The 18,569-nt window shown below is 73.5% G+C and carries 16 protein-coding genes; 8 read left to right on the top strand and 8 right to left on the bottom strand.

The genetic code is table 11. From position 1 onward, the window contains the following. Positions 1-2 precede the first annotated feature (2 nt). The 3 genes from kdpC to kdpA are packed head-to-tail and all read right to left on the bottom strand — an operon-like array spanning position 3 to position 4,332. Positions 3-617, bottom strand: a complete 615-nt coding sequence (gene kdpC / locus Q0858_RS16500) for a K(+)-transporting ATPase subunit C (protein ID WP_299056686.1) — start codon at positions 615-617, stop codon at positions 3-5. A 17-nt stretch (positions 618-634) separates the two neighbouring features. After that, positions 635-2,671: a potassium-transporting ATPase subunit KdpB gene (kdpB, locus tag Q0858_RS16495; protein WP_299056684.1), complete on the bottom strand. Its 2,037-nt coding sequence runs from the start codon at positions 2,669-2,671 to the stop codon at positions 635-637. After that, positions 2,668-4,332 carry a potassium-transporting ATPase subunit KdpA gene (gene kdpA, locus Q0858_RS16490; RefSeq protein WP_299056682.1) on the bottom strand — a complete coding sequence of 555 codons (1,665 nt, stop codon included), beginning with the start codon at positions 4,330-4,332 and terminating at the stop codon, positions 2,668-2,670. Before kdpA ends, kdpB begins: the two co-directional genes overlap by 4 nt. Before the next feature lie 749 nt (positions 4,333-5,081). Here kdpA and Q0858_RS16485 point away from each other — a divergent pair. After that, a complete protein-coding gene (locus Q0858_RS16485) occupies positions 5,082-6,419 on the top strand; it encodes an HNH endonuclease signature motif containing protein (protein ID WP_299056681.1) in 1,338 nt (445 codons plus the stop codon). A gap of 181 nt (positions 6,420-6,600) precedes the next feature. On the opposite strand, the gene Q0858_RS16480 is transcribed toward Q0858_RS16485, so the two are convergent. The 3 genes from Q0858_RS16480 to Q0858_RS16470 are packed head-to-tail and all read right to left on the bottom strand — an operon-like array spanning position 6,601 to position 9,989. After that, positions 6,601-7,392: a thioesterase family protein gene (locus Q0858_RS16480; protein WP_299056680.1), complete on the bottom strand. Its 792-nt coding sequence runs from the start codon at positions 7,390-7,392 to the stop codon at positions 6,601-6,603. 27 nt (positions 7,393-7,419) lie between these two features. Continuing rightward, positions 7,420-9,075, bottom strand: coding sequence for an ABC-F family ATP-binding cassette domain-containing protein (locus Q0858_RS16475; protein WP_299056677.1), 1,656 nt, complete (start codon positions 9,073-9,075; stop codon positions 7,420-7,422). Then, positions 9,072-9,989, bottom strand: a complete 918-nt coding sequence (locus Q0858_RS16470; RefSeq protein ID WP_299056675.1) for a TetR family transcriptional regulator — start codon at positions 9,987-9,989, stop codon at positions 9,072-9,074. The genes Q0858_RS16475 and Q0858_RS16470 overlap by 4 nt, the downstream gene beginning before the upstream one ends. Positions 9,990-10,165: 176 nt before the next feature. Here Q0858_RS16470 and Q0858_RS16465 point away from each other — a divergent pair, with 176 nt between their 5' ends. From Q0858_RS16465 to Q0858_RS16445, 5 genes are all read left to right on the top strand, one after another. Further along, a complete protein-coding gene (locus Q0858_RS16465) occupies positions 10,166-11,131 on the top strand; it encodes a cyclase family protein (protein WP_299056672.1) in 966 nt (321 codons plus the stop codon). Between the two features lie 27 nt (positions 11,132-11,158). Then, positions 11,159-12,838 (top strand): AMP-binding protein, encoded by a 1,680-nt coding sequence (locus Q0858_RS16460; protein ID WP_299056669.1) that lies wholly within the window; start codon positions 11,159-11,161, stop codon positions 12,836-12,838. 93 nt (positions 12,839-12,931) lie between these two features. Continuing rightward, a complete protein-coding gene (locus tag Q0858_RS16455; RefSeq protein WP_299056667.1) occupies positions 12,932-15,049 on the top strand; it encodes a galactose oxidase-like domain-containing protein in 2,118 nt (705 codons plus the stop codon). A 53-nt stretch (positions 15,050-15,102) separates the two neighbouring features. Then, complete coding sequence (locus tag Q0858_RS16450) at positions 15,103-15,588, top strand: SRPBCC family protein (RefSeq protein WP_299056665.1); 486 nt, start codon at positions 15,103-15,105, stop codon at positions 15,586-15,588. A 10-nt stretch (positions 15,589-15,598) separates the two neighbouring features. Beyond that, a complete protein-coding gene (locus Q0858_RS16445) occupies positions 15,599-15,922 on the top strand; it encodes a putative quinol monooxygenase (protein ID WP_299056662.1) in 324 nt (107 codons plus the stop codon). Between the two features lie 27 nt (positions 15,923-15,949). Here Q0858_RS16445 and Q0858_RS16440 read toward each other — a convergent pair whose 3' ends face one another. Further along, positions 15,950-16,315: a VOC family protein gene (locus Q0858_RS16440; protein ID WP_299056660.1), complete on the bottom strand. Its 366-nt coding sequence runs from the start codon at positions 16,313-16,315 to the stop codon at positions 15,950-15,952. Between the two features lie 69 nt (positions 16,316-16,384). Here Q0858_RS16440 and Q0858_RS16435 point away from each other — a divergent pair, with 69 nt between their 5' ends. Beyond that, positions 16,385-16,831 carry a MarR family winged helix-turn-helix transcriptional regulator gene (locus Q0858_RS16435; protein ID WP_299056659.1) on the top strand — a complete coding sequence of 149 codons (447 nt, stop codon included), beginning with the start codon at positions 16,385-16,387 and terminating at the stop codon, positions 16,829-16,831. A 35-nt stretch (positions 16,832-16,866) separates the two neighbouring features. Continuing rightward, positions 16,867-17,619: a SurA N-terminal domain-containing protein gene (locus Q0858_RS16430; RefSeq protein WP_299056657.1), complete on the top strand. Its 753-nt coding sequence runs from the start codon at positions 16,867-16,869 to the stop codon at positions 17,617-17,619. 161 nt (positions 17,620-17,780) lie between these two features. Here the strand turns inward: Q0858_RS16430 and Q0858_RS16425 are convergent, their stop codons facing one another. Continuing rightward, positions 17,781-18,551 (bottom strand): hotdog domain-containing protein, encoded by a 771-nt coding sequence (locus tag Q0858_RS16425; protein ID WP_299056655.1) that lies wholly within the window; start codon positions 18,549-18,551, stop codon positions 17,781-17,783. Positions 18,552-18,569: the final 18 nt, after the last annotated feature.

Genomic DNA, 18,569 nt, shown 5'->3' with positions numbered 1-18,569 from the left:
CCTCAGCTCCCGTCAGCCTGCTGGACCGCGATGTTCAGCCCCAGCACGTCGACCCGCGGCTCGCCCAGGACCCCCAGCGTGCGGTCCTCGGTGTGCGCCTCGACCAGCCGGCGCAGCGTGTCCTCGCCGAGCCCGGTGGCCGCCGCGACCCGCGGGACCTGCAGCTCAGCGTAGGCAACCGAGATGTGGGGATCCAGGCCGGACCCCGACGCCGTCACCGCGTCCGGGGGGAGGTCGGCCACGTCCACGCCGTTCGCCTCCGCGAGCGCGGCCTGCCGCTCGCGGATCGCGTCGATCAGCGCGGGCTCCTCGGGCCCCAGGTTGGAGCCGTACGTCGACAGCGTGTCGTAGCCGTCGCCCGCCGCGGACGGCCTGTTCGAGAACAGGTCGGGGTCGTCGACGACCTGTCCGAGCAGGGACGAGCCGACGGCGTCGGAGGGGTTGGTGGTGCGGTCGCCCGCGGCGGTGACGAGTGACCCGGCGGCCTGCCACGGGGCGGCGACGCGGCCGAAGCCGAGCACGACCGCGGGGTAGGCGACGCCGAGCACGAGCGTCGCGACGAGCAGGAGGCGCAGGCCGGCGAGGCTCTGGCGGCCGAGGTCGAGCAGGGTGTTCACAGCAGTGTCTCCTTCGCTCAGAGACCCGGGACCAGGGAGATCACGAGGTCGAGCAGCTTGATGCCGACGAAGGGCGCGACGAGGCCACCGACGCCGTACAGCAGCAGGTTGCGCTGCAGCAGCGAGGCCGCCGAAGCGGGCCGGTAGGCGACGCCGCGCAGCGCCAGCGGGATGAGGGCGACGATGACCAGCGCGTTGAACACGACCGCGCTGAGGATCGCCGAGGACGGGCTGGACAGCCGCATCACGTTGAGGACGTCGAGCTGGGGGAAGGCGACGACGAACATGGCCGGCAGGATCGCGAAGTACTTGGCCACGTCGTTGGCGACCGAGAACGTCGTGAGCGCGCCGCGCGTGATGAGCAGCTGCTTGCCGATCTCGACGACGTCGAGGAGCTTCGTCGGGTCGGAGTCGAGGTCGACCATGTTGCCGGCCTCCTTCGCCGCGACCGTGCCGGTGTTCATGGCGACGCCGACGTCGGCCTGCGCGAGGGCGGGGGCGTCGTTGGTGCCGTCCCCGCACATCGCGACCAGGCGGCCACCCTCCTGCTCCTGGCGGATCAGGGCGAGCTTGTCCTCGGGCGTGGCCTCGGCGAGGACGTCGTCCACGCCGGCCTCCTCGGCGATCGCGCGGGCGGTGACGGCGTTGTCGCCGGTGATCATCACGGTGCGGATGCCGATGGCGCGCATCTCGGCGAACCGCTCGCGGATCCCGGGCTTCACGACGTCTTTCAGGTGGATGACGCCGAGCAGCCGGCCGGTGCCGCCGACGGACTCGGCCACGACCAGGGGCGTGCCGCCGGTGGTGCTGACGCGCTCGACGAGGACGTCGAGGCCGGGCTCGCCCCGGCCCACCCAGGCGGTCACCGCGGAGGCGGCACCCTTGCGGACCTCGCGGCCCCCGCCGTCGCCGTCGTCCAGCAGGTCGATCCCGCTCATCCGGGTGGTGGCGCTGAACTCGACCAGCGTGGCGCCCGGGGGCACCGCGGGGGCCTCGTCGCCGACCAGCGTCACGACGCTGCGCCCCTCGGGTGTCTCGTCGGCCAGCGACGACAGCAGGGCGGCCGCGGCGAGCTCGTCGTACGCCACCCCGTCGAGGGGGAGCAGCTCGGTGGCGTGCCGGTTGCCGAGCGTGATGGTGCCGGTCTTGTCGAGCAGCAGGACGTCGATGTCGCCGGCTGCCTCCACCGCGCGGCCCGACATGGCGAGGACGTTGCGGCGCACGAGCCGGTCCATGCCCGCGATGCCGATGGCCGACAGCAGGGCGCCGATGGTGGTGGGGATGAGGCAGACCAGCAGCGCGAGCAGGACGAGGACGGGCTGGCGGGCGTCGCTGTAGGCGGCGATCGGCCACAGCGTCACGCAGACCACCACGAAGACGACCGTCAGCGCCGACAGCAGCACGTTGAGGGCGACCTCGTTGGGCGTGCGCTGGCGCTCGGAGCCCTCGACCAGGGCGATCATCCGGTCGACGAAGGACTGGCCGGGCTCGCTGGTGATGCGGACGACGATCTCGTCGGACAGCACCGTCGTCCCGCCGGTCACCGCGCTGCGGTCGCCGCCGGACTCCCGGATCACCGGCGCGGACTCGCCGGTCACCGCCGACTCGTCGACCGACGCGACCCCCTCCACCACCTCGCCGTCGCCGGGGATCCGCTCCCCGGCGGCGACGAGGACGACGTCCCCGACGTGCAGGCTGGTGCTGGGGACGTCCTCGACCGCGCCGGACGGCGTACGCCGGCGGGCCGAGGTCTCGGTCTGGAGCGCGCGCAGGCTGGCGGCCTGCGCCTTGCCGCGCCCCTCGGCGACGGACTCGGCGAGCGTGCCGAAGACGACGGTCAGCCACAGCCAGACGGTCACCGACCAGCCGAGGACGCTCGGGTCGAGCACCGACAGCACGGTGGTGGCCACGGCGCCGACCTCGACCACCAGCATCACGGGGGTGGCGAGCAGGGCGCGCGGGTCGAGCTTGCGCAGGGCGCCGGGCAGGGCCTCGGCGAGCTGGGAGGGGGTGAGCACCCCGGAGGGGCGCTCCGGGGTCCGGGTCTCGGTCACGACAGCGACTCCACGACAGGCCCGAGCAGCAGCACGGGCACGTAGGTGAGACCGACGACGACGAGCGCGACGCCGGTCAGGAGGACGACGAACAGGGGCCGGTGGGTCGGCAGGGTGCCGGCGCCGGCGGGCACCCGCGGGGCGGCGGCGAACCGGCCGGCGAGGGCGAGCACGAGGATCATCGGCAGGAACCGGCCGAACAGCATCTCGAGGCCCAGCAGGGAGTTCCAGAACGGCGTCCCGGACGTCAGGCCGCCGAAGGCAGAGCCGTTGTTGTTGGCGGCCGAGGTGACGGCGTACAGCATCTCGGTGAAGCCGTGCGGCCCCGAGTTCAGGACGCCGGCCGGCCCGGCGTCGAACGACACCGCGACCGCGACGCCGACGAGGAGCAGGACCGGGGTGGCGAGCACGTACGCCGCGACCAGGCCCATCTCGCGCTGGCCGATCTTCTTGCCGAGGTACTCCGGGGTCCGCCCGACCATCAGGCCGGCGAGGAACACGGTGACGATCGCCAGGACGAGCATCCCGTAGAGACCGGAGCCCACCCCGCCGGGCGCGATCTCGCCGAGCATCATCGAGAAGAGCACGACACCGCCGCCGGGTGCGGTGAACGAGTCGTGCATGGCGTTGACGGCGCCGGTCGAGGTGCCGGTGGTGACGGCGCCGAACAGGGCGGACGCGGCCTCGCCGAAGCGGACCTCCTTGCCCTCCATCGCGCCACCCGCCAGCTGCGGGGCGGTGCCGGGTCCGGCCATCTCGGCCCAGGTGACGAGGGCGGTCGCCGCGGAGAGCAGGACCGCCATGACGGCGCCGACGGCGTACCCCTGACGCTTGTCGCCGACGATCCGGCCGAACGCGCCGGCCATCGCGAAGGGGACGAGCAGGATCAGGTACATCTCGAGCAGGTTGCTCAGCGGGGTGGGGTTCTCGAACGGGTGGGCGGAGTTGACGTTGTAGAACCCGCCGCCGTTGGTGCCGAGCTCCTTGATCGCCTCCTGGCTGGCGACGGGACCGCCGGTGAGCACCTGGGTGCCGCCGGTGAGGGTGTCCATGACCCGGTCGCCGGCGAGGTTCTGGACGACGCCGAGCAGCACGAGCACGCAGGCGGCGACCAGGGCGATCGGCAGCAGCACCCGGACGACGGACCGGACGAGGTCGGTGAAGAAGTTGCCGACCCGGCCGCCGCGCTCGGTGCGCGCCAGGCCGCGGGCGAACGCCGCGGCGACGGCCATGCCGACGCCGGCGCTGACGAAGTTCTGGACCGTCAGGCCCGAGGCCTGCATCAGGTGGCCCAGGGCGGCCTCGCCGGAGTACCACTGCCAGTTGGTGTTGGTCACGAAGCTGACGGCGGTGTTCCACGCGCCGTCGGCGGGGAGCGCGCCGAAGCCGAGGGACAGCGGCAGGTGCTGCTGGAGGCGGCCGAGGGCGTAGAGCGCGAGGACGCCCACGAGGCTGAAGCCGAGCGCCGACAGCGCGTAGGTGCGCCAGTGCTGGTCGGCGTCGGGGTCGACGCGCAGCACGCGGTAGGTCACGCGCTCGACGGCGAGGTGGTCCTCGCTGGTGTAGGTCCGCGCCAGGTGGCGCGCGAGCAGGGGGACGGTGAGGGCGAGCAGGAGGGCGAGGAGCGCGACCTGGCCGAGCGCCGGGAGGACCGCGCTCACTTCTGGTGGGTGCGGGTCGAGCGCTGCTCGGCGCGGTCGATCGCGCCGACCAGCAGGGCGAGGCCCACGAACGACGCCAGCGTCACCATGACGTACACGAGATCTGTCATGGGTCCTTCGTAAGCCCGCCCGACGGCCCCGCCCGACCGTCCTGACGGTTTCCTTACGGTCGCCCACCCGATCCTGATGGCACCCTCACGCCGGTGCGTCGTACGTCGGTCCGCACCACCGGTGGTCGAGGTGTGAGGGCCGCCGGGCTCGAGCCTCGAGACCCGGCGACGTTGTACGTCGGTTCGCACCTCCGGTGGTCGAGGTGCCGCGGAGCGACGCAGGAGCGCAGGGGCCACGAGACCCGGTGGGACGACCAGTTGCTCGCACCACCGGCGGTCGAGCTTGTCGAGACCGGGAGCGGGGTCTCGTGGCTCCTCGCCAGGGCTCGTCGCACCTCGACCTCCGGCTCGCCGGTCTTCCCGGTGGTCGAGGTGTGAGGGCCGCCAGGCCCGAGCCACGAGACCCGGCGAGTTGTACGTCGGTCCGCACCACCGGTGGTCGAGCTTGTCGAGACCGCGAGCGGGGTCTCGTGGCTCCTCGCCAGGGCTCGTCGCACCTCGACCTCCGGTTCGCACGGGACCCGGTGAGACGACCGGTCGCGAGGCGCTCGAGACCGTGATCAATCCGTGACCTGTCGAGCCTGTGGATGACGCCCGACAGCACCCGGGAGTGTCGGTGGTCGCACGTATGTTCGACACGTGGTCACCGAGGCGGCACGCGAGGCGGGGTGGGAGCAGGGCTCCCACCCGCTGCTGTCCGCGGTCGCGACCATCGAGGCGGCCCTGGACACGGCGTCCGCCGCCCTCGCGGCGGGCACCGACCCGGGCTGGTTGGACGCCACCGACCAGGGGCTGCTGCTGGTCGGTCTGGCGCAGTGCGAGTCCCGCCTCGCCGCGCTCAAGCTCTCGACCCTGACCGCGGTGGACGGCCCGGACGGGGTGGCCTCGATCACCGGCGCCCGAACGCCCGCGGACTGGCTCGCGGCTCGGCTCCACCTCAACAGCCGTCGGGTGGGTGGGGAGGCGCGCCTCGCCGCCCGGGTCGCCCGGCGCCGGGTGCTGGCGACGGCGATGCTCGACGGGCGGGCGTCGCTGGACCACGCCCGCGCCGTCGTCGACTGCCTCGACGCGCTCCCACCGGACCTGGTGGACGAGACCACGATGGCCGCGGCGGAGGAGATGCTGGTCGGCTACTGCACCGAGTTCACCCCCGCCGAGGTCACCCACCTCGGCCGCCGCATCCTCGAGACCGTCGCCCCTGAGGTCGCCGACCGCATCGAGGCCGAACGCCTCGCCCGCGCCGAACGCGAGGCCTGGCGCCGCACCAAGCTGTCCACCAAGCCCATCGGCGAGGGGCTGATCCGGGTCACCGCAGACATCCCCGCGCTGCACGCCTCGATCCTCGACATGCTCCTCGACACCATCGCCAACCCGTCACGCCCCGACAACCAGGGCGCCAACCAGCGCGCTGACCAGGGCGCCAACCAGAAGGCGGACGACGGGCAGCACCTCACCGGCCCCGAACGACGCGGGCAGGCGTTCTGCACCCTGCTGGAGAACCTCGACACCACCGACCTGCCCCACCGCCACGGCTCCGCGGTGTCCGTGGCCGTCCTCATCGACGAGGACAAGCTGCGAGCAGACCTCGAACAGGCCGGATTCGCGGCGCCCGTCAGCACCACCACCGGCGTCGACATCACCTACGAACAAGCCCGACGGCTGCTCTGCAACGCCCGCGTCTACCCCTACGTGCTGTCCGGGAAGTCCGTCATCCTCGACGCCGGCCGCACCCGCCGCCTCATCGAGGGCGCCCTGCGCCGAGCCGCCGAGGTCGCCCACCACCACTGCCAAGCCCGAGGCTGCACCGTCCCCGCCGCCTGGTGCGACGGCCACCACCTCGAACAATGGGCCAAAGGCGGGACCACCCGCCTCGAAGACGTCGCCCTGCTCTGCCCCCACCACCACCGCCGCGTCCACGACCCCCGCTACGAGACACGCTGGGCCGACGGCGAAGCCACCTTCCACCTCAGGCCCTAGACCGCCAGGACGGAGGATCTCAGCGCGTCACGCGCTGCGATCTCCGCGCTCACACCCGGCGTCGTCGTCGACCTGAGAGCGGGCCTCACGAGCGCCCAGGGCGGCAGCAGCAGGCATGACCTCTCGCGGGCGGGTGTCACCCCGTACGTGTCGTAGCCTTACACGCAGGCCCCGCCGACGGTCACCACTCTCCGAGCACGCGCCGGGTCTGGCGGCCGCGGGCGAGGAGGCGCCCCTGGGCGTCCCAGACCTCGCTGTCGTCGAGGCACCAGCCGCCGGCGGCGGAGCGCGTCCTGATCCGCAGCAGCACCCAGCCGGTCGCGACGGGGGCGTCGGTGAACGACACGGTGAGGTCGACGGTCGGGACGGCGACGGGTGTCGACGCGACGGCGTACACCGCCGGGGGCATCGCATCGACCAACAGCACCAGGGCGGCGGCGTCGATCGGTGCCTCCCGCTGTGGGCGCACCCAGGCGAGCAGCTCGGCGTCCGGGCCGGCGGCGAACGGGCGGGCCTCGGTGGCGAACCGCCACGCGAAGTGCTGGCTGAACGGCACGAAGTCGACCGGCAGCGGGGTGTCGTCGCACTCGTCGGGACCCGGGACGGCCGGGGCCGGCTCCGCGGGCAGGACGGCGTCCCCGCGCGGGCGGCCACCGACGACGTGCACGCGGAGCGCATCGCCCGCGGCGACGGAGACGACGGCGGAGGACCCGCCCTCGCGCACGAGCGTGGCGTCCATCGTCAGCGTGCCCTCCGCGGCGGGGGCGAGGAAGAGGGCGTGCAGGGAGCGTGGGACCCGCCCCTCGCCGAGCAGCGGCACGGCCGCGTTCAGGCAGAGCCCGGCGACGAACCCGCCCTGCGGCCCGGCCCACGACCACCAGCTGCGGTCGATCTCCGCGCGTCCGTCGACGACGCGCATGGCCTCGTCGAGCCCCGGGCCGGGTGCTGCGGGTGCTGCGGGTGGCTCTGTCACTCTCGTTCCTCCTCGCTGCCGGGGCCGTCAGGCGCCCACGTGGGTGACGGCGACCCGCCCGGACTCGACGTGCCAGCGCTGGTCGAGCCGCACCGACTCCAGCAGCCGCCGGTCGTGGGAGACCAGCACCAGCGCGCCGGCGTACGACTCGAGGGCCTGCTCGAGCTGCTCGATCGCGGGCAGGTCGAGGTGGTTGGTGGGCTCGTCGAGGACCAGCAGGTTGACCCCGCGCGCCTGGAGCAGCGCCATCGCCGCGCGGGTGCGCTCACCGGGGGAGAGGGCACCGACGGTGCTGGTCACCTGGTCGGCCTTGAGTCCGAACTTCGCCAGGAGGGTGCGGACGTCGGCGGGCGTCCACTCGGGCACGGCGAGCCCGAACGCGTCGCCGAGACCGAGGTCCTCGGCGAGGCCGGTGCGGGCCTGGTCGATCTCGCCGACGGCGACCGAGGCGCCGAGCGAGGCGCGGCCGGTGGTCGGTGCGAGGCGGCCGAGCAGCAGGCGGAGCAGCGTGGTCTTGCCGGCGCCGTTGGGGCCCGTCACGCCGATCCGGTCGCCCGTGCTGACCTGCAGGGACGCCGGGCCGAAGGTGAAGGAGCCGAGCTCGGCCGTCACGGCATCGAGGGTCGCGACCACCGAGCTGGAGCGCGGGGCGCGGGCGACGGAGAACTGGAGCGCCCACTCCTTGCGGGGCTCCTCGACCTCCTCCAGGCGCGCGATCCGCGACTCCATCTGCCGGACCTTCTGCCCCTGCTTCTCGGACGACTCCGACTGGGCGCGGCGGCGGATCTTGTCGTTGTCGGGCGACTTCTTCATCGCGTTCCGGACGCCCTGGCTGCTCCACTCCCGCTGCACCCTCGCGCGGCGGACGAGGTCGGCCTTCTTGTCCGCGAACTCCTCGTACTCCTCGCGGGCGTGCCGACGGGCGACCGCGCGCTCCTCCAGGAACGCGTCGTACCCGCCGTCGTACACCGCCACCTGGTGCTGGGCGAGGTCGAGCTCGACCACGCGGGTCACCACCCGGGAGAGGAACTCCCGGTCGTGGGAGACGAGGACGACACCCGCGCGGAGCCCCTCGACGAACGACTCGAGCCGGTCCAGGCCGGCGAGGTCGAGGTCGTTGGTCGGCTCGTCGAGGAGGACCAGGTCGAAGCGGCTCAGCAGCAGGGAGGCCAGCGCGGCCCGTGCCGCCTGGCCGCCGGAGAGCGCGGTCATGAGCGCGTCGGGCCCGACGTCGAGGCCGAGGTCGGCCATCACCACCGGGAGCCGCTCGTCGAGGTCGGGGGCGCCGCTCGCGAGCCAGTGGTCGAGCGCGCGGGCGTAGTCGTCGGCCGCCGACGAGGGGGCGTCCGGGTCGCCGAGCGCCTCGGCGAGGCGCTCCATGGCCTCGGTCGCCGCGCTGCAGCCGGTACGACGGGCGACGTACGCCGCGACCGTCTCGCCCTCCACCCGCTCGTGCTCCTGCGGCAGCCAGCCCACGAAGGCGTCGCCCGGCGCCGTCGAGACCGCGCCGTCGAGGGGAGCGAGGTCGCCGGCGAGGATCCGCAGCAGGGTGCTCTTGCCGGCCCCGTTGGCGCCGACCACCCCGACCACGTCACCCGGGGCGACGCTCAGGTCGAGGCCCTCGAAGAGGGTGCGGTGCCCGTGGCCGCCCGCGAGGCCGGAGGCGACGAGGTGAGGGCTCACCGCTCGATCGTAGGGACCGGTCCGGGGGAGGCCGTCGGCCGGTGGCGCACCAGGTCGAGGGCGAACCGCACGTACTGCGCGGCGACCTCCTCGGCGCTCGCCGGGCCGTCGGGTGAGAACCACTGCGGCATCGCCGTCGTCATCGTGACCACGGCCCGTGCCGCCTCGTGGGGCCGGTCGGTCGCGAAGGCCCCGAGGTCGACGGCGGCCTCCACCTCGACGTCCACGAGGCGCTGCACGTCGCGGCGTACGCCGGCGACCCGCGCGTGGGCCGCGGGCTCCAGGCTGCGCATCTCGCTGTAGCCGACGAACCCGAGGTCGCGGCGGTGGGTGTGGAACAGCGCGAGGCACTCCACCAGCAGCGCGAACCGCGTGACGGGCTCCGCCCCCTCGGCGCGGGCGGAGAGCATGCGGGCGACGAGGTCGGTCATCGTCAGGTCCAGGATCGCGACGAGCAGCTCCTGCTTGCTGGCGTGGTGGTGGTAGAGCCCGGGGACCGACAGCCCGGCTCGCTCGGCGATGGTCCGCATGGTCGCGCCGTGGTAGCCGAACTCCAGGAACGACGACAGGGCGCCTCCCAGTGCCGGACCGAGCACCAGGGGCTCGTAGGCCCGCCAGTCGGGGACCACGGCCTCCGGCGACGAGGGAGTAGCGGGCGGCGACGACGGGGGAGCGGCGTCCTCGGCGTCGGGGACCAGGAGGCGCTGGACGCCGACGTCGAGGGCCGCCGCCAGCGCCGTGAGGCGCGCGCTGGACACCCCCGTCCGGCCGTTCTCGATCGCGCTCACCGTGGCCGGGCTGACGCCGAGCGAGGTGGCGAGCCCGCGCACCGTGACGCCGCGCCCGGTCCGGAGGCGCCGCACGGCGCGCCCCAGGGCGAGGCGGTGCGCCGTCCGCTCCTCGTGCTCCGCCACGACCGTCGATCCTACGACGGGAAAGGAGAAGGGCGTTCAGGATTACTGAACACCGGCGTGTCCTCGGTGGGTGGACGGCGAGCCTTGACACCGGCATGTGCGCCCGGAAGGGTGACGCGGGTCATAGTCACACCGAGTGGACGCTCGGTGATCCGTGCATGCCCCAGGAGGCCACGATGACCGAGGAAAAGACCGCCCCCGACCTCACCGACCTGCTCGCCGACGCGCCCAGTAACTGGGGCAAGTGGGGTGACGACGACGAGGTCGGCGCCCTGAACTACCTCGGCCCCGAGCAGGTCGTCGCGGCCGCGTCGCTCATCAGCGCCGGCAAGGTCTTCACCATCCAGCGGCTCATCGGCGACCCGAAGGGCGACCCGGTCTGGCCCGGCCGCTCGCCCGCCGAGCGCACGCAGATCCTCGACGAGAGCGACTGGGACGAGGGGGGCAAGGGCGCGGCGTTCCCCGGCGGCCTGCACTACGCCGACGACAAGATCAACGCCTTCCTCCAGGGCTCCACGCAGTACGACGCCCTCGGCCACGTCTGGTACGGCGGCAAGATCTGGAACGGATACGACGCCCGCACCACCATCGGCGGCCTCGACAAGGCCAGCGTGCAGCCCATCGCCGAGAAGGGGATCGTCGGTCGCGCCGTCCTGCTGGACATGGCCCGCTTCCGCGGCAAGACCTACCTCGACTCCGCCGAGCCGTTCACCCACGAGGACCTCATGGCCTGCGCCGCCGCGCAGGGCCACGAGATCCGCAAGCGCGACATCCTCGTCATCCGCACGAACTACCTGCAGCGCTTCTTCGAGCTCGGCGACAAGTTCTACGAGGGCTTCTGCGAGCCCGGCCTGGTCTACAGCCCCGAGCTCGTCCAGTGGTTCGCCGACATGGAGATCCCGAACCTGGTCACGGACACGATCGCCAACGAGATCACCTTCGACCCGAACAACGGCGTCGCGCTCGTGCTGCACAACGCCCTGATGCGCAACCTCGGCGTCACGCTCACCGAGATCGTCGACCTGGAGGAGCTCGCCGCGGACTGCGCCGAGGACTCCCGCTACGAGTTCTTCTACGCCGCCGCCCCGCTGAAGGTCGCGAAGGGCAGCGGCTCGCCCGTCAACCCGATCGCCATCAAGTAGGCCCGAGCGAGGACTGGGAGGAACGCCGTGAGCGTGTACGACGAGCGGCCCTGGCTCGGCCTGTACGGCGACCTGCCGGCGGACCTCGCACCGGAGCACCCCGACGGGCTCTCGCTGTTCCGGAGCGGCCTGGCGGCCGACCCGGACGGCGTCGCGCTGCACTACTTCGACGGGTCGATGACGCGGCGCGAGCTGGACGAGTCCAGCGACGCCCTGGCGAGCGCGCTGCTCGCCCGGGGGTTCGGCGCCGGGGACCGGCTCGCGGTGTACCTGCAGAACGTGCCGCAGTTCGTCGTCTGCATGGTCGCGACGTGGAAGGCCGGCGGGGTGATGGTCTCCATCAACCCGATGAGCCGGTCCCGCGAGCTGACCTACCTCCTGGCGGACTCCGGCGCGACGGTCCTGGTCTGCCTCGAGTCGCTGTACGACGAGGTCGCCCGCGACGTCGTCGCCGGCCAGGGCGACAGCGGGGGCAGCGAGGTCGGGCTGGTGCTCACCACCAGCCCCCTCGACCACCAGACCCGGGACGACGAGCGGCTGTTCGCCGGCGTGGAGCGTCGCCGCCACGAGGGGACGACCGACCTGGCGGAGCTGATCGACGAGCATCGCGGCCAGGTGCCGCCGCCGGTGTCGTTCGCCCCGGACGATGTCGCGTTCCTGACGTACACCTCGGGCACGACGGGGGTGCCGAAGGGCGCGATGAACACCCACGGCAACGTGGTGTTCACGGCGCAGACCTACCGGGACTGGGCGCGGTTCGAGGCGGGCGGGTCGATGCTCGGGATCGCCCCGCTGTTCCACATCACCGGGCTCATCGGCCACGTCGCGGTCAGCTTCGCCGCGCCGATGCCGCTGGTGCTGGCCTACCGCTTCGAGACCGACGTCGTCCTCGACGCGATGCTCGAGCACCGGCCGGCGTACACGATCGGGGCGATCACCGCGCTCAACGCCCTGCTCGGCTCGCCCCGGTTCACGAAGGACCACTTCTCCTCGTTTGCCACGGTCTACTCCGGCGGCGCCGCGATCTCGCCGACGGCGGAGCGCCGGTTCCGCGAGGCGACGGGCCTGCAGGTGCACAACGCCTACGGGCTGACCGAGACCACCAGCCCGATGACCCTGACCCCGCGCGGCACGGCCTCGCCGGTCGACCCGACGTCGGGCGCGCTGTCGGTCGGGGTGCCGATCTGGAGCACCGTCGTCCGGATCCAGGGCGAGGACGGCGAGGACCTCCCGCTCGGCGAGGTCGGTGAGATCGTCGCCGACGGCCCCCAGGTCGTCGCCGGCTACTGGCGCAAGCCCGAGGAGACCGCGGCCAACCTGCCGGGCGGGGCGCTGAAGTCCGGCGACGTCGGCTTCATGGACACCGACGGTTGGATCTACATCGTCGACCGCAAGAAGGACATGATCAACGCGTCCGGCTACAAGGTGTGGCCCCGCGAGGTCGAGGACGTCCTGGCCGAGCACGACGCCGTCCGCGAGTCCGCGGTCGTGGGGGTCGCCGACGAGAAGCGCGGCGAGACGGTCAAGGCGTTCGTCAGCCTCGTCCCCGGCGCCGAGGTCACGCCTGAGGAGCTCATCGCGCACTGCAAGGAGCGGATGGCGGCGTACAAGTACCCGCGGTCCGTCGTGGTGATCGACGAGCTCCCGAAGACCGTGACGGGCAAGATCCTGCGTCGCGAGCTGCGGGAGCAGCCCGGCGAGGCTTGAGGATTCACCCCTGGTGCCCGGCCCGGTGCCGGGGGTGTGCTGCTGGTCTCGGCCGGCGTCATGGGGGTGCCGGCCCGACGAGCGGGGCCGCGCATGGGGCGCACGACGCACACGACCACGTCCGGACGACGACGAGGGCGCCTGGTCGTCCTCCTCGCGCTGCTGCCGGCGCTCCTCGCGGGCCCGGCCGTCGCGCACGAGGGACACGGGACCGACGAGGGAACCGAGGACGGGGCCGAGCACGCGCGCCTCGACCTGGCGGGCCGGTCCGTCACCGAGGTCGAGCGGCGCACGCTCGCGAACCGGGCGCGGATGCGGGCCGCCGGCCGGTACCCGGAGGCCGGGCGCTCCGCCCCCGGGGTCGCCCCGGACCCGGCGCGGTCCGGGTCGTGGGGCCCGGTCCTCGACACCCCCGTCGTCCCGGTGTTCCAGGCCGTCCTGCCCGACGGCGCGGTCCTGATGTGGGACTCGGTCGGCGACGGGCCGACGGAGTCGTCCGACGGCCAGACCTTCACCCGCGCGATGGTGTGGGACCCGCGCGACGACACCTACGAGCGGGTCGACGTCGAGGGCCACAACATCTTCTGCGCCGGCTACGCCCAGCTGCCGGACGGCGACGTCCTCGTCGTCGGCGGCAACAAGAACGCCGCCCTGGAGGGCATCCGCCGGACCCACGTCTTCGACTGGCGCACGCGGGAGTGGTCTCGCGGCCCGGACATGCTGGCCGACCGCTGGTACCCCTCGGTCGCGACGCTCGCCACCGGCGCGGCGCTCGTCGTCGCCGGCGGCCCCGGCCTGGCCGAGGTGTACGACCCCGGCGCCAGCACGCTCCGCGGCCTCACCGGCTTCGAGAGCTACGACGAGCGGCTCTACCCCTTCCTCGTGCCGCGGCTCGACGGCCGCGTGGGCATGGTCGGCCCCGGACCCCGGCTCGACGTCATGTCGACCGCCGGGGACGGCGCGCTCGAGGTCGCGGGCGGCCGCGACGGCCGGGACCGGTCCTACGGCAGTTTCGCCACCTTCACCCCCGGCCGGACCCTGGTGTCCGGCGGCAGCCCCGTCGAGGAGGCGCCGACCGACACCGCCGTCGTCGTCCGCGACGACGAGGAGGGCGGGACCGCGGTGACCCCGACGGGCCCGATGGCCTTCCGGCGCAAGCAGCACAACCTCACCGTGCTCGCGGACGGCTCCGTGCTCGCCACCGGCGGCCAGCGCACCCGTGCGTACGGCGGTCTCGTCGACCTGCGCGACCCGGTCCTCGCCGCGGAGCGCTGGGACCCCGCCACCGGCCGCTGGACGATGCTGGCCTCCGCCGCCCGGGCACGGCAGTACCACTCCACCGCCTCGCTGCTGCCCGACGGCAGGGTCCTGACCGGGGGCGGCGGGGTCTGCGCGCCCTGCGTCACCGCCGGCTACCTGGAGAAGAACCTCGAGACGTTCACCCCGCCGTACCTCTACCGCCGCGACGGCAGCGGCCGCCTCGCGGCCCGCCCGCGGGTGTCGGGGGTCCCGGGCTCCGTCCGGGTCGCCACGACCTTCACGGCGACCTCGCCGTCCGCCGGGAGCATCCGGAAGGTCGGCCTCGTCCGCCTCGGCGCCCCCACCCACAGTGTCGATGCGGGCCAGCGCTACGTCCCGCTGTCCTTCGCGCGGTCGGGACGGACGCTCACCGTCCGCGCTCCCGCGAGCACCCGCGTCGCCCCGCCCGGCTACTACCTGCTGTTCGCCGTCGACGACCGCGGCGTGCCGTCGGTCGCGAGCACGGTGCAGGTGACGCCGCCCGGCGGGATCGCCACCGCGCCGGAGGACCTCGCCCTGCACCGGCCGGCCACCGCGTCGAGCACCCAGCCGGCCGAGGGGTCCGACCCGAGGGAGGTGTACGAGCCGGGGAGCGCGGTCGACGGCAGCACGGACACCCGGTGGGCGTCCGCCGTCTCCGAGGACGAGTGGTGGCAGGTGGACCTCGGCGCGACGCGGTCGGTGGGCGCCGTGCGGACCGTCTGGGAGACCGCGTACGCCGCCCGCTACCAGGTCCGGACCTCCGTCGACGGACGCCGCTGGCGGACCGCCCGGACGGTGACGGCGGACGCCCCGCGGACCCGTCGCACCACGTTCCGGAGCCGGCCGGCCCGGTACGTGCGGATCCAGGGACTCGCACGCGGGACGCCGTACGGCTACTCGCTGCGGGAGGTCGGGGTGTACGCCGACTGACCGACGACGCTCGCGGGGCGATGAGTCCCGGCCGGGGCGCGGGTCGACCCGGCATGAGCGACGAGCACGTCAGCGCCACGAGGGTGGTGCCCGCGACCGCCGGGGCCGTCTTCGCCCTCCTGACCGACCCCCGCCGCCACGCCGGCGTCGACGGCACCGGGTGGGTGGGTGCCGCGGTCGACCCCGCGCCGCTCACCCGGGTCGGCCAGGTGTTCCGGATGCGGATGGTCCACGCCGACCACCCCGACGGCGAGTACGAGACCGCCAACGAGGTCCTCGTCCTCGAGCCCGACCGCGCGGTGGCCTGGCGCACGGGCTACCACGACCCCGAGGTCGGCGGCCTCGTGTTCGGCGGCTGGTGGTGGCGCTACGACCTGGTGCCGGAGGGTGCGGACGGCACCCGGGTCACCCTCACCTACGACTGGTCCGCCGTCGGGCCCGGTCCGCGGGAGTACCTGGACTTCCCGATGTTCCCCACCGGGCACCTCGAGGCGTCGCTGCGCCACGTCGCCGCCATGCTGGAGCCCCACCCACGATGAGGAGCACCCGTTGATCTACATCACCGTCAAGAAGAAGCTGAAGCCGGGCACGGCCGACGACTACCTCGCCGCCGCCCGCCCGTTCCTCGAGGCCACGCGCGGCGAGCCGGGCAACAAGTGGTTCGAGCACTACCGCAGCGTCGACGACCCGGACACCGTGCTGACGATCGAGGCGTTCGACGACAAGGCCGCCGGTGAGGCCCACGTCGCCTCCGAGCACTTCCAGCGCAACCTGGTCGAGGACCCCGCCAAGCAGTACGTCGCCGAGCGGCCCGAGATCCTCTACGTCGACCTCCCCGACCGCGACGGCTGGGACGAGATGTCGGAGTTCTGAGTCGTCAGGCGGACGGGTCCTCGGACCTCAGGCCCGCTCGTGGACCGTGACGGTGTAGCCGTCGGGGTCTGCGAACGCGAAGGTGAAGCCGAAGGGCCCGTCGACCGGCGCGACCGTGATCGGCACGCCGGCGTCGGCCAGACGCGTGTGGAGGCCGGCGGCGTCGGGGTCGCGGAACCAGACCCCGACGCCGCGGCCGAGGTCGCCGGCGTCGAGGTCCATGCCCTCGACCGGCGTCCGGACGGCGAAGGTCGTCGTGCCGTCCGAGAACGCGGCGGCGTGGGGGTTCGGCACGGGGATGCGGGTCATGCCGACGACGTCGGCGTAGAACCGCGCCGACGCGTCGAGGTCGCGCACCTGGAAGGAGACGAAGTCGGGTCCGCCGATGGTCATGAGGAGCTCCTGGGACGAGTTCTAGTGTCAAGGTTGTGACACTCAGAACAGTAGTGACAAACTGTTGACATGACAAGCGGGGGACTCGTGACGCCGGCCGAGCGGCTCGGACGCCTGGTCAAGGAGACGCAGGCGGTGCTGCACCAGCGCATGGACGAGGCGCTGCGGCCGCTGGGGCTGAGCGTGGCCCAGTACGCCTGCCTGCAGACGCTGTCGGCGTCCCCGGGTGCCACGGGTTCCGAGCTCGCCCGGCAGGTGTTCGTGTCGCGGCAGGCGATGAACGTCATGCTCCAGGGACTGGAGCGGCACGGACTCCTCGAGCGCTCCGAGGTGCCGGGTCCACGACGCGAGCGGGGGACCGACCTCACCGCGCGCGGCCGGGTGGCGCTGGGCGACGCCGCCGCCGCCGTGCGTGCGGTCGCCGTGGGCATGACCGGTGACCTCGACGCCGACGAGACCGAGCGCCTGCTCGCGCTGCTCGGCCGGTGCCGCGACGCGCTGGCCGGGGGTTCCTGAACGCCGCCTCAGGAAGCCGCCGTACGGTCGGGACGATGAGGAAGCCCCGCCGTACCCCGCTCGTCCTCGGTCATGTCCTGGCCGCCGCCCTGCTGACCCTGACCGCCTGTGGCGGCTCGGAGGACGACGCGTCGTCGAGCGACAGCTCGAGCGAGGGCGGGTCGTCGGCGACGGACGCGGGGGACATCCCCGAGGTCGTCGCCGAGGTCAACGGCGAGGAGATCAGCAAGGAGCGCTTCGTCGCGGCGTACGAGGGCCAGCTGCAGCAGTCGCAGGCCAGCGGGCAGACCCCCGACGTCGAGGCGGTGCGGGAGCAGACGGCGAACGCGCTGGTCGACGCCGAGCTGCTGCGCCAGGAGGCCGAGGCCCGCGACCTCACGGTGACGCCGCAGCAGGTGCAGGCCGAGCTGGCGGACCTCGCCGAGCAGAACCAGGTCGCCTCGGTCCGCGAGTTCGTCGACGCCGTCGAGGAGCAGGGCCTCTCGGAGGCCGACGTCCGCTCCCAGGTCGGCACGCAGCTGCAGATCGAGGCCCTCGTGGACGACGAGGAGGGCCCGTTCGAGCCCACCGAGCAGGAGCTGCGTGCGACCTACCAGCAGGCGAAGCAGCAGCAGGAGACCCTCAACTCCCAGCTGGGCGAGGGCTCGGAGCAGGCCCAGGAGGTCCCGCCCTTCGCGCAGGTCCGTCGTCAGCTCGTCGAGCAGACGGTGGCCAACGAGCAGGCGCAGGTCGCGCAGACGCTGGCGCAGGCGCTCCGCGAGGACGCGGACATCCAGATCAACGTCTGATCCCTCGCCGGGTCGGGCTCAGGCGATGATCCAGATCGCGAGCAGCACCACGATCACCAGGAACGCCGTGCCGCCGATGCCGTAGCCGTAGCCCCACTTGCCCCTGGTCGCCATGCCCGCATCATGCGCGACCAGCCCCGTCCTGGGAAGGGCGCGACGTCTCACCCCGTGCGCGGGTGCAGCACCACCCGGGCGACGGTGGCGGGCCGGCTGTCCACGCTCCCGGTGACGTCGACGACCGCGAGGCCGCGGCCCGCGTGGCGGACCTCGGTGGTGTAGGCCAGCGTCGCGCCGACCGGGATCGCGCGGGTGTAGGTGATGTGCAGCGACGCCGTGGTCAGGTGGTCGGCCACGGCGCCGCGGGCGACGAGGTCCGACAGGCACAGCGACATCCCGCCGTGCACGTTGCCGAGCGGGTTCGCCATCAGGTCGGGGACGACGAACGGCCCCGAAGCGGCGTACGTGCTGCTCAGCCAGCGCACCACGTCGGTGCTGCCCGCCACCGGGGTGTACGACGGCGACCCGGGGTCGCCGGCCATCGGCACGAACCGGCCGCGCTGGGTCCCGACGGCGACCAGGCGGCCGTCGTCGTCGGTGAGCCGTCCGGTCGCGAACGCGCCGAGGGTGCCGACGTGCACGAGGTCGGCCTCGGCGTGGAGGCGGCCCTCGGTCGGCAGCGGCCCGAGCACGTCCACGGTGATCTCCGCGCTCACCGACCAGCGACCCTCCGGCCGGGAACCGATCAGGGCGTAGCCGAGCACGTCGTCCAGCAGGACGCCGACCGCGCCGGCGGGGACCTCTCCGTCGTCCGCCGCGAGCCACGGCCCGGCGAGCATCGAGCCGGTCAGGCGGTCGCCGGCGTACGTCACGGGCTCGAGGCGGAACAGGTCCTCGGGTCCGCCGGCGATGAGGGGCAGCGGGGCGTGGCTCATGGCCCCATCGTCGCGGAG

Source organism: uncultured Nocardioides sp. (assembly GCF_947489365.1).
In the GTDB taxonomy this organism is placed as follows: Bacteria; Actinomycetota; Actinomycetes; order Propionibacteriales; family Nocardioidaceae; genus Nocardioides.
Note: the sequence above shows the minus strand (reverse complement) of the source record. Positions and strands in the feature narration are given on the sequence as shown.

Coding starts and splice junctions, on each gene's coding strand:
- Q0858_RS16430 (WP_299056657.1), top strand. CDS start 16,867: ATGAGGAAGCCCCGCCGTACCCCGCTCGTCCTCGGTCATGTCCTGGCC.
- Q0858_RS16455 (WP_299056667.1), top strand. CDS start 12,932: ATGGGGCGCACGACGCACACGACCACGTCCGGACGACGACGAGGGCGC.
- Q0858_RS16440 (WP_299056660.1), bottom strand. CDS start 16,315: ATGACCATCGGCGGACCCGACTTCGTCTCCTTCCAGGTGCGCGACCTC.
- Q0858_RS16435 (WP_299056659.1), top strand. CDS start 16,385: ATGACAAGCGGGGGACTCGTGACGCCGGCCGAGCGGCTCGGACGCCTG.
- Q0858_RS16465 (WP_299056672.1), top strand. CDS start 10,166: ATGACCGAGGAAAAGACCGCCCCCGACCTCACCGACCTGCTCGCCGAC.
- Q0858_RS16450 (WP_299056665.1), top strand. CDS start 15,103: ATGAGCGACGAGCACGTCAGCGCCACGAGGGTGGTGCCCGCGACCGCC.
- Q0858_RS16425 (WP_299056655.1), bottom strand. CDS start 18,551: ATGAGCCACGCCCCGCTGCCCCTCATCGCCGGCGGACCCGAGGACCTG.